Origin of the sequence: Streptomyces cylindrosporus (assembly GCF_022698165.1) — a bacterium.
Classification (GTDB): domain Bacteria; phylum Actinomycetota; class Actinomycetes; order Streptomycetales; family Streptomycetaceae; genus Streptomyces; species Streptomyces cylindrosporus.
In genome coordinates, this window is record NZ_JALDAY010000019.1 from 19,139 (window position 1) to 32,254 (window position 13,116).

Below are 13,116 nucleotides of genomic sequence, written 5' to 3' on the forward strand. Positions count from 1 at the left end.
GGAGGGGAGTCGGGGACTTCAGGAGAGGCGGATCATGTTCCAGGAGAGAGCGGGGAGGGTGGCCCGCAGAACGCCGCCGTCCAGGGAGGTGCCCTCGGCGGCGGTGGGTGTGACGCGTTCGGGCTCGTCGAGGGTGTTACGGGCGTCCGGGTCGGCGTCGGTGAGGACCGAGTGCTCGGCCACGCGGGTCAGGCCTTCGAGGCCGCGCAGGCTCACTTCGAGGGGCAGGGCGTCGGTCCGGCTTCGGTTGACGGCGAAGACGGTGACGGCTCCGGTCTCCTCGTCGGCGACGGCGGTGGCCTGGAGGAGGGGCACCTCGCCGAACTTGGCGGTCTCGTACGTCGGGCTGTCCACGTGGACCTGGAGCACCCGGCCGCGCCCGTACTGAGACGCCTGCGCGAAGGGGAAGAACGTCGTCTGGCGCCAGGCGGGCCCGCCCGGTTCGGTCATGATCGGGGCGATGACGTTGACCAGTTGGGCCAGGCAGGCCACACGGACCCGGTCGGCGTGGCGGAGCAGGGCGATGAGCAGGGAGCCGAAGACGACGGCGTCGGTGACCGAGTACACGTCCTCCAGCAGCCGCGGCGCCTCCTGCCAGTTGCGGCGTTCAGTCTCGGGCCGCGAGGAGTACCAGACGTTCCACTCGTCGAAGGAGATGTCGATCCGCTTCTTCGACTTAAGCCGCGCGCCCACGTGATCGCAGGTGGCGATCACGTTCTCGATGAAGGACTCGGTGTCCACCGCCGAGGCGAGGAAGGAGTCCCGGTCGCCGTCCTTCTCCTCGTAGTAGGCGTGCATGGAGACGAAGTCCACGAGGTCGTACGTGTGCTCCAGGACCGTCGACTCCCAGGCGCCGAACGTCGGCATGAACTGCGCGGAGCTGCCGCAGGCGACCAGTTGCACGTCCGGGTCGACCAGGCGCATCGCCCAGGCCGTGGCGGCGGCGAGCTTGCCGTACTCGTCGGCGTCCTTGTGGCCGATCTGCCACGGGCCGTCCATCTCGTTGCCCAGGCACCACAGCCGGACGCCGTACGGTTCCTTGTCGCCGTGGGCGACCCGCTGGTCGGAACGGTCCGTGCCGCCGGGGTGGTTGGCGTACTCCAGCAGTTCCAGGGCCTCCTTTACGCCCCGGGTGCCGAGGTTGACGGCGAGCATCGGCTCGGTGCCCTCGACCTTGCGGACGAAGTCCATGAACTCCGACAGGCCGAACTGGTTGGTCTCCGTGGACCGCCACGCCGGGTCGAGGCGGCGCGGCCGGCTCTCCTTGGGGCCGACGCCGTCCTCCCAGTCGTAACCGGAGACGAAGTTGCCGCCCGGGTAGCGGATGGCGGTCACGCCGAGTTCGCGGACCAGTTCGAGGACGTCGGTGCGCAGCCCCTCGGCGTCGGCGGCGGGGTGTCCGGGTTCGTAGAGGCCGGTGTAGACGCAGCGGCCGAGGTGTTCGACGAACGAGCCGAACAGGCGGGGGTCGACGTCGCCGACGGCGAACGCGGGGTCGAGGACGAACCGCGCGGTGGATGGCATGGGGGTTCCTTCACGGTCGGGCCGGTGGAGGGAGGGGTCGGGCTCAGGACTCGGGTGCCAGGCTCGGTTCGACGGGCTCGTCCCGGTCGCAGGTCAGCCGGCCGTCGGTCACGCGCAGGGCGGCCATCTGGAGGGACGAGCGGCGGAACGCGTAACTGGCCTCGTCCGTGTCGGGTGTGCGGTCGGGGTGGGTGAAGTAGAAGACGTACGCCGTCTCGCCCTGGACCACCACGTCGGCGTGCAGGCCGATGCCGCCGTCGTCGGGGCGGCTGCCGGGAGTGTCGAGGATCAGGCCCTGGTACTCCCAGTGCTCCAGGTCGTCCGAGCGCAGGACGCCCTGACCGCGCCACTCGTCGACGATCATCCAGTGGTGGCCGCCGAGGGTGAACACGTTGGGGCCCTCGTGCGGGCGGTGCGTGACGGCTGGTCCGGTGAGCCGCCAGTGGTAGAGGTCCGGGCTGTCGGCGGCGTACGTGAACGAGCCGTGCGTCTCGTCCTTGAACCACATCCGGAAGCCGCCGTCGGGCAGCGGGTACACGCAGGCGTCGATCACCCGGTCCGAGCCGAGGTCCAGGGCACCGTGGTGGGTCCAGGTGAGCAGGTCGGGGCTGGTGTAGTGGCGGATCTCGGCGTCGCCGGTCCAGTCGGACGGCACACCGCGGATCCAGCTGACGTACATGTGGTAGAGCCCGTCGTGCCAGACGATCTCCGGTGCCCAGAAGGTGTTGCGGCCCCAATCCGGGTCCGGGAGGTCGAGCGTGCCGCGGTACGTCCAGGTCCGGCCGCCGTCGGTGGAGGCGGCCACGCCCAGGTCGGTGCCGTGCACCCAGGCGACGCCGGGACCGGGGGCGTCGACCCGTCGGTTGGTGTAGACGAGCCACCACTCGCCCGCCTGCCGGTTCCAGACCGCCACGGGGTCCGCCGCCCCGTCGTGGACGGGGTCGCGGAAGAGAGGCGCGTTCACTGCGTCAGCCATGGACCGGATTCCCTCACTTCAGACCGGAGTTGGCGAAGCCGCGGACGTAGGAGCGCTGTGCGGCCAGGAACAGGAGGATGACGGGGATCAGGTAGAGGACGGCGCCGCCCGCGATGAGGTTCGGCAGCGGGAAGCCCTGGCCCATGACATAGCCCGTGCCCACGCCGACCGCGAGCGTGGTGTTCGACTGGTCGAGCAGCAGGTTCGGCGCGATGAAGTCGCCCCACACCACGTTGAAGGCCAGGACGAAGGCCGTGACCAGCAGCGGGCGCGACAGCGGCAGGAAGATCTGCACGAAGATGCGGATCCGGCCGGCCCCGTCGATGACGGCCGCCTCCTCCAGTTCCTTGGGGAAGCTGGAGAAGAACTGCCGGTACAGGAAGATCGCGTACGGTGCTCCCGCCGAACCCCACAGCACCCACGGCCAGTACGTGCCGACCAGGCCGAGGTTGGCGAACAGCAGGTAGGTGGGGATGAGGGTGACGATCTGCGGCACCATCATGGTCGAGATCAGCAGGCCGAACAGCAGGTTCTTGCCGGGAGCGCGCAGTCGTGCGAAGCCGTAGCCGACCAGCGCCGAACTGATCGTCGTCAGCAGGGCGTTGACGGTGGCCAGGATCAGGGAGTTGCGCCCGTACCGCCAGAACGGGATGACCTTGACGGCGTCGGCGTAGTTGCGCCAGTCCAGCGTCGACGGCAGCCAGGTGTCGGAGCTCGTCTCGGAGGACGGCCGCAGCGAGCCGATGAGGAGCTCCACGAAGGGCAGCAGCATCAGGACGGAGACGACGAGCAGGATCGTGAACACCAGCAGGCGCTTGCGGCTTCGCCGGCGTCCTGCGGCCTTCGGGACGGCCGCCCGGGTGTGCGCCGGCGTCGAGGGCGTCACCGCGATCGGCTGGCTTTCCTTCAGTGCCATGGCGGATCAGCCTTCCTTCGCGGCCGCGTTGGGATCGACGGCGTAGAACACGGTCCGTCCGGCCAGTTTGAAGATCATCACGGTCATGGCGACGATGACGAGGAAGAAGACCGTCAGCATCGCCGAGCCGTAGCCGTACCGGCCGTAGGCGAAGAACTGTGAGTAGACGTCGACCATGTAGACCCGGTTGGCGTTCGGGATGTTGGTGTAGACGTTCGAGATGCCGCTGTCGCTCATCGGGGAGAGCAGCAGGACCGGGACGAAGGTCTGCAGCGTGGTGATGGTCACCAGGACCGTCTGGAAGAGCAGCACGGGAGAGATCACCGGGAGCGTCACGTGCCGGAAGGCCGTGAAGGCGCCCCCGCCGTCCAGCTTGACGGCCTCCAGCTGTTCGGCCGGCACGGTCTGCAGGGCGGCCAGGTTGATGATGATGCCCGCGCCGATGCCCCACAGCAGCACGACGACCAGGACGACGAAGGCGTGGCTGCCGGTCAGCCAGCTCACCGCGGTGCCGCCGAGCATTCTCAGGAACCGGTTGACGGCTCCCGAGTTCTGGTCGAACGCCACCTTCCAGATGAGCGAAGCGGCGACGGGCGGCACGATCGCGGGGATGTAGATCAGGGTCCGGAAGACCGTGCGGCCACGGACACGCTCGTTGAGCAGGACCGCGAGGACCAGGCTTCCGACGATCGTCGTCGGGACGACGATGGCCACCAGCAGCAGCGTCTTGGACAGTGAGGACATGGTGTCCGCCGAGGTGAGGACCTCGCGGTAGTTGTCCAGGCCCACCCAGGGCTTGAAGGGGGCGACGCCGTCCCAGGCGGTGAAGCTCAGATAGACGGCGTAGCCCACCGGGAAGACGGTCAGCAGGGCGGTGCCGAGGAGCCAGGGGGAGACGAAACCGTAGAACGCCAGGGCCTCACCCCGGCGTCCGCCGAGCCGTCGCCTCCTGGACGGCTCGGTGGTCCGGGCGGTTCGCGAGCGCATGCCAGTCCCCTACTTCCCGGCGAGCTTCTTGCCGTTCGCCAGGACGGCGTTGACTTCCTTGGTCAGCTGGTCCGCGAGCTTCGCCACCGAGGCGCCGCCGCCGACCGCCGACGTGAACGTCTTGGCGATGGTGGTGTCCAGCGCCGTGGTCAGGGCGTAGGGGGTCGCGTTGTGCAGGACGTCCACGTAGTCGAGTTCGGCCGTCTGCACCTTGAACGCCGCCTTCTGGAAGGCGGTCTTCTGCGGGACGACGGCGAGCAGCGACTTGAGGGAGGGCAGACCGTTGCCGGCCGCGATGCGCTTCTTGGCGCCCTCGCCGCCGCAGTACCACTCGATGAACTGGAAGGCGGCCCCCGGGTTCTTGGACTTCGCCGGAATCCAGTAGCCGACGGCGCCGAAGGAGGGGCTGACCCGCTTCTTGCCCAGCATGGGCGCGGCGGCGAACACCGTCTTCGACTCGTACGCCGGGGCGGTGGAGCCGAGGAAGCCGCCGAACCAGAAGCCCTGGCCGGAGGTGGCCTGCTTGCCGGCGACGTACTGGGGGCCGTCCCAGTCGGGGCTCGGGTCGAGGAGGGAGTAGCCGACCTTGGCCTTCGCGGCGTCGACCAGCCAGGTCAGCGCGGCGATCACCTCAGGTGAGGTGAAGTCGGCGGTGCCGAGGTCCGCGGAGAGGATCCGGCCGCCGGAGGTCGCCGCGATGGAGCCGATGCGGTTCATGCTGGCCGTGGTGGTGAACAGGCCGTGCACCGTGGTCTTGCCGCCCGAGGACTTGGTGAGCTTGCGGGAGGCGTCGAGGAGTTCGTCGTAGGTGATCGGCTTGGCCGGGTCCGGCGCCGAGAGTCCGGCGGCGTCCCACATGTCCGCGTTGTACCACCACATGGAGTCCTGCGACCAGTCCTTGGCGATCCCGTAGCGGGAGCCCTTGCCCTGGTGGGTGCCGTCCCACTTCCAGACGTCGTTGATGGGCAGGATGTCGGCTTCCTTGAGGATGCTGCTCTGGGCGAAGTACTCGTCCAGGTTGAGGGCGACGCCCCGGCTTCCGATGTAGGGGGTGACATCGGTTCCGGCGTCGCGCACCACGTCCGGGGGGTCGCCGGCGGCCAGCATGGCGTTGAGCCGGGTCGCGTCGGTGTTGATCACCTTGATCTTGACGCCCGGGTGCGCCTTCTCGAAGGCGGTTATCTCGGCGCTGGTGATCTCGCCCGGGGCGCTCATGATCGTCAGCGTTCCGGTCTTGGCCTTCGCGGGGGTCTTGGACGCCCCTGTCGTGCTGTTGCCGCACCCGGCGAGGGCGACGGCGCCGGCCAGGAATCCGGCGCTTCTCAGGACCGAGCGCCTGCTGAGAGCTGAGTGGTGCATGGAGTCCAACTCCTTGTCCGAGGGTGTGGCGCGACGCCGACCGGGCGACTGCGACTGCTTCCACCGACCAAGGCGGCTACGTCGGACGGTGAGCGCCGGAACCGGCAAACCGGGTGTCACGGCTGGAAGCGGGATCAGAATGTAGGGCAGGTACATCGTCGTCAACCCCTTCGTCCAACGTTTTTTGCCCGGTCGAGACGCCCGGCCCAACGGATCCACCCCGGCGCTCCGCCATATCCGCAGGTAGCAGTCCCTTGTCTCGGGCATGTCTGCCGATCCCGCGTGATGAGCGGAAAGTTTTCGGCCGTGGCGCGGGTTGTCCAGCGCATTGACATCGTTGAACTAGCGGTGCGATGCTCACGCCGCTCCAGGGCTCACCAGCAAGAGGAGATCCCATTGCCCCGAAACACCCCCGCCGGCTATCTGCTCGCCCACTTCACGGGCGAGCACCTGGCCGACGGCGAGCAGGTCCGCTTCTCCCTCTGCGACTCACCGCGCATGGACCGCTGGCGGGAGCTGGACGGTGTGGCACCGCTGGCCCCGGACGGCGGCGGAGCCAGGGATCCGTTCCTGATCCGGTCCGCCGACGGCAGCGGCTTCCACCTGATCGCCACCGACCTGCGCATCCACGGCGGCGACGGCTGGGAGCAGGCCATCGCGCACGGCAGCCGCAGCCTGCTGGTGTGGAACTCGGCCGACCTGCACGACTGGGACGGTCCGCGCCGGGTGGAGGTCATGCCGGAGCAGGCGGGCTGCGTCTGGGCCCCCGAGGCCGTGTGGGATCCCGCCCGCGAGGAGTACCTGGTGTTCTGGGCCTCCACCGTCTACCCGGAGTACGACCCCGAGCACCGCAGCCCCTCGTACCACCGCATGTTCTGCGCCACCACCCAGGACTTCCGCACCTTCTCCGCCCCGCGGCCATGGCTGGACACGGGCTATCCGGTGATCGACTCCACCGTCGTCGAGCACGACGGCTGGTTCTACCGCTTCACCAAGGACGAGCGCCTCCCCGGCACCCCCGGTGCCCCGCACGCCAAGTTCGTCTTCGTGGAACGCTCCCGCGACCTGCGCTCCCCGCACTACGAGCCCGTCACCCAGGGCGTGGGACGAGGCACCGACGAGCTGCCCGGCCTCGCGCACGCGGAGGGCCCCATCGTGCTGCCGGCCCCGGACGGCGACGGCTGGCTGCTGCTCCTGGACGAGTTCGAGGGCCGCGGATACGTCCCCTTCCGGGCGGACCGCCTGGACAGCCCGGTGTGGCTGCCGGCCGCCGGTCCCGACGGCTGCGTGATACCCCCCGGGCTGCGCCACGGTTCACTGCTGCCGCTCACGGCGGCCGAATGTGCCGGGCTGCGCGACCTCGCCCCGGCCGAAGCCTAGAGTTCAGCCATGTCCACGATGCATGACGTGGCCCTGCGGGCCGGCGTGTCACCGAAGACGGTGTCCCGCGTGGTCAACGGCGAGCCCGGGGTGAGCGAGCGGACCCGCGAGAAGGTCACCGCCGCCATCGCCGAACTGGACTTCCGCCCCAACCCCGTCGCCCGCAACCTGCGCACGGGCCGTACCGGACTCGTCGGCCTGGCCCTGCCGCACCTGGCGCAGCCGTACTTCTCCTCGCTCGCCGAGGCGATCATGCGCGAGGCCGAACGCCACGACCTGACCGTGCTGACCGAGCTCACCGGCGGGGACGCGGAGGCGGAACTCGCCCTGGTGCGCGAGCACGGACCGTACCTGGGCGGACTGCTGATGTACCCGGTGGGGCTGTCCGACGCGCAGGCCCGGACCGTCGCCCGGACCGTGCCGACGGTGTTCATGTCGGAACGCGCCTACGACGCACCGGTCGACCGCGTCGCCATGGCCAACCGCGAGGGCGTGCGGGCCATGGTCGCCCACATGGCGTCCCTCGGGTACACCCGCATCGCCGCGCTCGGCGCCGATCACTCCGGCCTGCCCGAGCGGGCGTCGGCGCACCTGCGTCTGGAGGGATACCGGGACGGACTGCGCGACGCCGGTCTGCCCTGGCTGCCCGAGCTCGTCTGCGAGGTCGGCACGCCCGACTGGGACCGGCGGCACGGAGCGGCGGGAGTACGGCGGCTGATCGAGGCCGGTGTCCGGTTCGACGCCGTGGTGGGCTTCGCCGACGCCCTGGCGCTGGGTGCCCTGTACGCGGTGCGGGAGGCGGGTCTGCGGGTCCCGGCCGAGGTGGCCGTCGCCGGTTTCGACGACCTGGACGACGCCCGCTACGCCTCTCCCTCGCTCACCTCCGTCGCTCCCGGCACGGCGCAGATCGCCCGCGAGGCGCTGGTCCTGCTGAACGACCGGATGAACGGCACGGCGCCCCAGGACACCGGCCGGCTGATCGTCGCCGACTTCGAACTGACGGTCCGCGAATCGACGTTGGGAGGGATGGGCGGATGGGGCGGGGCGTGACGATGAGCACCGTGGCCGAGAAGGCCGGGGTGTCCACGAAGACGGTCTCCAACGTCGTCAACGGCACCGGGTCCTACAGCCCCGAGACCGAGCAGCGGGTCCGCGCGGCCATAGAGGAACTCGGCTACCACATCAACCCGTTCGCCCGGGGTCTGCGCTCCCGGCGCACGGACACCATCGCCCTGGTTCTGCCCAACCTCTACCAGCCCTTCTACGCCGAGTTCGCCGAACAGGTGATCAGGTCGCCGGAGACACAGGGCCTGAAGGTGGTCCTGGAGTCCACGCGCGGGGACGCCGGGCGGGAGCGGGCCGTCCTGTCGTCGCACCGGGAACTCGTGGACGGCGTCATCTACGTCCCGCACGCCCTCGGCCCCGAGCAGTACCTGCCGCTGCCCTTCGCCCGGCCCACGGTCGTCCTCGGCGAGCGGCCGGCCGAGGCCGCGCAGCTGGGTCTGGACTATGTCGAGACCGCCGACGAGCAGGGCGCGCACGCGGTGGTCGGTCATCTGCTCGCCCAGGGGCGGCGCCGTATCGCCGTCATCGGAGAACGGCCCGGCCCCTGGGCCGGAGCCAGGCGACTGCGCGGCTACCGCACAGCGCTGGCGGAGGCCGGGGTGGACTACGACGAGTCCCTGGTCATCGGGGTGGACGACGCGGACCTGTGGTCGTCCGGCGTCGCCGGAGCGACGCGGCTGCTGCGCACCCGTGTCCGGTTCGACGCCCTCTTCTGCTTCCACGACGTGGTGGCCGTCGGCGCGCTCTCGGTCCTGGCCCGCAGCGGCATCGCCGTACCGGACGACGTGGCACTGGCCGGCTTCGACGACATCGAGGCCGCCCGCTTCGCCTCGCCGCCGCTGACCACGGTCGACCTCGGGCGCGAGTCCATCGCCCGCACGGCCGTGGCGCTGCTGCGCTCCCGCATGGACCGGGAGGACTCCAGGGAACTGCCGGGACGCCGGGAGAGCACAGGGTTCGACCTCCGCGTCCGGGCGTCCTCCACCACCACTCCCGCGCCCACGGAGTCGGGCGTCACCGCCCGTTGACGTCGCTGCGGTCGCGTCGCAACAGGGGGCCAGGCCGGGTACGGCAGCGGCTCCCCCGCCGTGGCCGCCTCTCCCCCGCCCGTCAGCCGTCGTGACAGACGAAGACGCGCGGTGCGCCGCCTACGTCCGGGACGGTCAGTTCGTCGGCTGGGCGCACGCCCTGGGACACCGTTTCTCCCGACCGCGGGTCGATGACCCGGAAGGACCGGGGAAACGTCTCGGCGGTCTCGGGGTTCAGCCGCAGCGGGCCGCCGTGTTCGACGTAGGCGATGTACAGGGTGCCGTCCGGGGAGCTGAGGGCTCTGCCGGCCATCGCGCGGTCCCAGTCCGGGCGCAGGTCGGTGGTCGGCAGCCCGTCCAGGACGCGGCCGATCAGGCCGACGTAGCGGGAGCCCTCGAAGTCCAGCGCTTCCCGCCAGCCGCAGCCGGGGGCGAGGAAGTACGGCTCGTGGTCGCCCTCCTCCGCGTGCAGTCGCCACTGCCACAGGCTCCCCGCGCCGTAGACGACGCCCATGGTGCCGCCCGCGCACAGGTTGGACCAGGCCTCATGGCCCTGCCACCAGCCCGCGCCCTTCCCCGTCGTCCCTGAGTTCTCGTACGTGGGCTCCCCGTTGGCGACGCCCTTGGCCGGTTCGTTGCGCCGCATGTCGGCGACCCGCTCGGGGAGGTGCTCGCCGGAGTGGCCGGTCTGGCACCACTGGAAGTCGAGCCAGCCGGCGCCCTGGTGGGCCCGGCTGCGGCCGTGCGGCCGGTAGTGCACCCCGCAGGGCTGGCCGTACGCGTCCCATGCCTCGATCTCCGCGCCGCCCGCGGCGATCTGCGGTTCCTCGCCCGAACCGTCCGCGCCCACCAGGTAGACGACGGGGGAAGCGCCGTAACGGGCCACCAGGTAGCGGCAGTAGCGCTCGTACTCCTCCGGCGGCACCACCGTGCCCGCCACCGACCGTCCCTTCCAGCCGAACCCCTGGAAGACGGGCTGCAGAACGGGGACGATGTCGTGCTCGCCGAGGATGTCCAACAGCCCGTCCAGGTACTGGAAGTAGGCCGGGTCGAGGCGTGCGAGGCGACCGTCCTTCAGGTCCTCGAAGCCGACGTCGAAGCCTTCGTCCTGGGTGCGGTCGCGGGGGCCCCTGGCATGCATGTCGGGCTGCACGCTCATCAGCAGGACGGCGTTGAACCCCTTCGCGGCCCGGTCGGCGGCGTAGACGCGCGCGTCGTCGGGCGTGGCCCGCCAGGGCAGTGCCCATGCCGTGTCGGCGACCAGCAGGGCGGGGGTGCCGTCGGCGTGCACCAGGCTGCGGGCGCCCGGGGACATGCGCCAGAACCCGTGCCGCTCGAAGCGACGGGCGGACTCGGCGTGCACCACGGTGAGTTCACCGGTGAGGCCGATGAGCCCGGGGTCGTCGACATCGCCGTCCGTGCGCCAGGTCCAGACTCCCGTGGCCGCCGGCGAGGCGAACCGCAGGCGCCAGGTGGAGCCGCCGTCCCAGAAGGCGGGGCGTCGCAGGACGGTTCCGGTGGGCTGGTGGGTGAAGTCGGCCCACAGCTCGACGCCCGTGTAGGGGTCGGAGTGACTTCTCTCGGCAGTGAACGACAGCTCAGTCCGGCGCCAGGGGCGGATGTTCATGGATCGGAGTCCTCGGGTGTGCGGGAAACTCGGGGCAGGGCGTCCGTGGTTCAGGACAGGACGACCGGGTTGGTGAGCGCTGCCATGTGCCCGTTCACGTCGCGGACCTCGCAGCGGACGAACGCCGGTTCCTCGGCTCCGACGTGCCACTCCACGGTGCCCTCCCCCGTGTCGGGCAACGACGCGCCGTACACCTCCCCCCGTTCCGTGTGGAGGCTGACAGTGCCGCGGGGCACGCCGTGCACCACGACCCGCACCACGGCCGGCTCGTCGCCGGTCGTCAACCGTTCACCGATCCCGGCGCTCTGGTCACCGGCAGAGACGGCGAACGACAACTCGACGGCGTCCGAGGCCGCGATCCAGCTGCGGCCGGCACGTACACCGGCGAGGATCGCGTCGACACTCAACTCCTCAGCGAGCACGACGGTGTGCGGGCTGCCGAGCTGGCCTTCCAGGTGGGTGTCGCTGTTCCCCATCGCGGGCCACCACCGGCCCCGGCGGAGTTCCGCGGCCAGACCGCGTCCCCACCCGGCCAGGGCCGCCTCGTTGTCCGCCTGCCACGGCACGTCCGAACTCCACGGTCCGTTCCACACCTCCACCACGTCGAAGCCCTGGTACGAGTACATGAACCTGCCCGAGGCGTACGGCGCGTGCGGATGGGCCGCCACACAGATCCCGCCGACCCGGTGAACCTCGTCCAGGTGCCGGCCGACCAGGTCGTCCTCCACGCCGTAGCGCCAGTCGACCACCTGGCCCGGCCGGACCCCCAGCGCGAGCCAGTGGCCGCTCCTCGTGGTGACCTCCTGGCCCAGGATCACCAGCAGATCGCCGCCCGCGTGCCGGCTCCAGGCACCGTGCGTCCGGGCGGTGTTGTGTTCGGTGGTCGCGAGGAAGTCGAGCCCCGCCGTGCGGGCCGCTGCCACGAGTTGGCCGGGCGTCAGCTCGCCGCCGTTCGAGGAAACCGAGTGCACATGGCAGTCGCCCCGGTACCAGCCACGCCCTCGGCCGGCCACCCGCGTCGGCGGGAACCGAGACTCCGGAACCCCTCTTCCCGCTTCGTCGCGCACAGTCACTTCTGGGGCCGCACCGACTCCCGGATCACCAACTGGGTGCTCAGGACCACGTGGTCGTCGCCCGCGATGGTCTCCTCGCGGTCCAGCGCCAGGCGTACGGCGGTGCGTCCCAGTTCCTCGTACGGCACCCGGACCGTGGTGAGCGACGGCGTCAGGTCCGCGGCGTAGGGGACGTCGTCGAAACCGATGAGCGACACGTCGCGGGGGACCTTGAGGCCCGCCTCGCGCAGGGCGGCCAGCACGCCGACCGCGATCGCGTCGGTGCCGGCGAAGACGGCGGTGAAGTCCAGGCCTGCGTCCAGCGCGTCCCGCACCCTGCGGTAACCGGAGGCACGGTTGTACGAGCCCGGCACGTCGAGTTTCTCCTCGTAGGGGACCGTGTGGGCGCGCAGAGCGGTCATATGGCCCTCGCGGCGCTGCTCGGAGCTGCTGAAGCCGGGCTCGCCACCGAGGAACAGGATGCGCCGGTGCCCGGCGGCGAGGAGATGCGAGGTGGCCTGGAACGCGCCGCCCCGGTTGTCGTAGTCGACCACGGTCGCCGGGATTCCGGCGGGCAGCGCGGGGCGTCCGACCAGCACCAGGCGGGAGCCGGCCGCGTCGAGGGCCTTGGCGTACTCGGCCATACGGCGGTGGTAGGCGTCGTCCGGGACCACGCCGCCGACGAGGACGACCGCGGCGGCGTGCTGCTCCCGCATGAGCTGGACCAGGTCGTCCTCGCGAGCGGTGTCGCCGTGGGTGGAGCAGACCAGGCTCAGCCTGCCCCGGCTGGTGGCCTCCTGTTCCACACCGGCGGCGACATGGGCCAGCGAGGGGCCGGTGATGTCCTGGATGACCAGGGCGACGGGACCGGCGACGGCCCCGGATAGGGCCTTCGCATGGACGTTCACCACGTAGTGCAGTGACTGCACCGCCGCCATCACACGGGCTCTGGTTTCCGCCGACACCGGATAGTTGCCGGCCAGAGTACGGGAAACGGTTGCTACCGAGACGCCCGCCTTCCCCGCGACATCGCGGATGGTGCTCGGCCTGTCCGACCGTGTGCCCTTTCGCTTGGTCCCGCTGGCCGTTGAGTTCCTGCGGGTGCCGTTCCCGTTGTCCGTCACGAGACCGACGTTACTGCATCGGAAAGCCCTGCGGCCTGGTCGTTGCAGAAACCATCGCGGCAAAGCAGTAAACGATTT

General features: G+C 70.6%; 11 protein-coding genes. 3 read left to right on the forward strand and 8 right to left on the reverse strand.

The window, feature by feature from the left end; translation table 11 throughout:
• Positions 1 to 18: 18 nt before the first annotated feature.
• The 5 genes from arfA to MQP27_RS45650 are packed head-to-tail and all read right to left on the reverse strand — an operon-like array spanning position 19 to position 5,762.
• The gene (arfA, locus tag MQP27_RS45630) at positions 19 to 1,524 is read right to left on the reverse strand and encodes an arabinosylfuranosidase ArfA (protein ID WP_242776952.1); all 1,506 of its coding nucleotides are present in this window, start codon (positions 1,522 to 1,524) and stop codon (positions 19 to 21) included.
• Between the two features lie 43 nt (positions 1,525 to 1,567).
• Positions 1,568 to 2,500, reverse strand: a complete 933-nt coding sequence (locus MQP27_RS45635; protein ID WP_242776954.1) for a glycoside hydrolase family protein — start codon at positions 2,498 to 2,500, stop codon at positions 1,568 to 1,570.
• Positions 2,501 to 2,513: 13 nt separating this feature from the next.
• The gene (locus MQP27_RS45640) at positions 2,514 to 3,416 is read right to left on the reverse strand and encodes a carbohydrate ABC transporter permease (protein ID WP_242776956.1); all 903 of its coding nucleotides are present in this window, start codon (positions 3,414 to 3,416) and stop codon (positions 2,514 to 2,516) included.
• Positions 3,417 to 3,422: 6 nt separating this feature from the next.
• Positions 3,423 to 4,403, reverse strand: coding sequence for a carbohydrate ABC transporter permease (locus MQP27_RS45645; protein ID WP_242776958.1), 981 nt, complete (start codon positions 4,401 to 4,403; stop codon positions 3,423 to 3,425).
• Between the two features lie 9 nt (positions 4,404 to 4,412).
• Complete coding sequence (locus MQP27_RS45650; protein ID WP_242776960.1) at positions 4,413 to 5,762, reverse strand: ABC transporter substrate-binding protein; 1,350 nt, start codon at positions 5,760 to 5,762, stop codon at positions 4,413 to 4,415.
• A gap of 396 nt (positions 5,763 to 6,158) precedes the next feature.
• Between MQP27_RS45650 and MQP27_RS45655 the strand changes: the two genes are divergently transcribed.
• From MQP27_RS45655 to MQP27_RS45665, 3 genes are read left to right on the forward strand one after another with little or no spacing between them, the layout of a single operon-like run.
• A complete protein-coding gene (locus tag MQP27_RS45655; protein ID WP_242776962.1) occupies positions 6,159 to 7,142 on the forward strand; it encodes a glycoside hydrolase family 43 protein in 984 nt (327 codons plus the stop codon).
• A 9-nt stretch (positions 7,143 to 7,151) separates the two neighbouring features.
• Positions 7,152 to 8,192 carry a LacI family DNA-binding transcriptional regulator gene (locus MQP27_RS45660; protein WP_242776964.1) on the forward strand — a complete coding sequence of 347 codons (1,041 nt, stop codon included), beginning with the start codon at positions 7,152 to 7,154 and terminating at the stop codon, positions 8,190 to 8,192.
• Between the two features lie 2 nt (positions 8,193 to 8,194).
• Complete coding sequence (locus MQP27_RS45665; protein ID WP_242777282.1) at positions 8,195 to 9,235, forward strand: LacI family DNA-binding transcriptional regulator; 1,041 nt, start codon at positions 8,195 to 8,197, stop codon at positions 9,233 to 9,235.
• An 82-nt stretch (positions 9,236 to 9,317) separates the two neighbouring features.
• Here MQP27_RS45665 and MQP27_RS45670 read toward each other — a convergent pair whose 3' ends face one another.
• From MQP27_RS45670 to MQP27_RS45680, 3 genes are read right to left on the reverse strand one after another with little or no spacing between them, the layout of a single operon-like run.
• The gene (locus tag MQP27_RS45670; RefSeq protein ID WP_242776966.1) at positions 9,318 to 10,862 is read right to left on the reverse strand and encodes a glycoside hydrolase family 140 protein; all 1,545 of its coding nucleotides are present in this window, start codon (positions 10,860 to 10,862) and stop codon (positions 9,318 to 9,320) included.
• Between the two features lie 50 nt (positions 10,863 to 10,912).
• Entirely contained in the window at positions 10,913 to 11,935 is a 1,023-nt protein-coding gene (locus MQP27_RS45675; RefSeq protein WP_308290089.1) for a CehA/McbA family metallohydrolase, read from the reverse strand.
• The gene (locus MQP27_RS45680; protein WP_372511453.1) at positions 11,932 to 13,038 is read right to left on the reverse strand and encodes a LacI family DNA-binding transcriptional regulator; all 1,107 of its coding nucleotides are present in this window, start codon (positions 13,036 to 13,038) and stop codon (positions 11,932 to 11,934) included. Before MQP27_RS45680 ends, MQP27_RS45675 begins: the two co-directional genes overlap by 4 nt.
• Between the last annotated feature and the right edge of the window lie 78 nt (positions 13,039 to 13,116).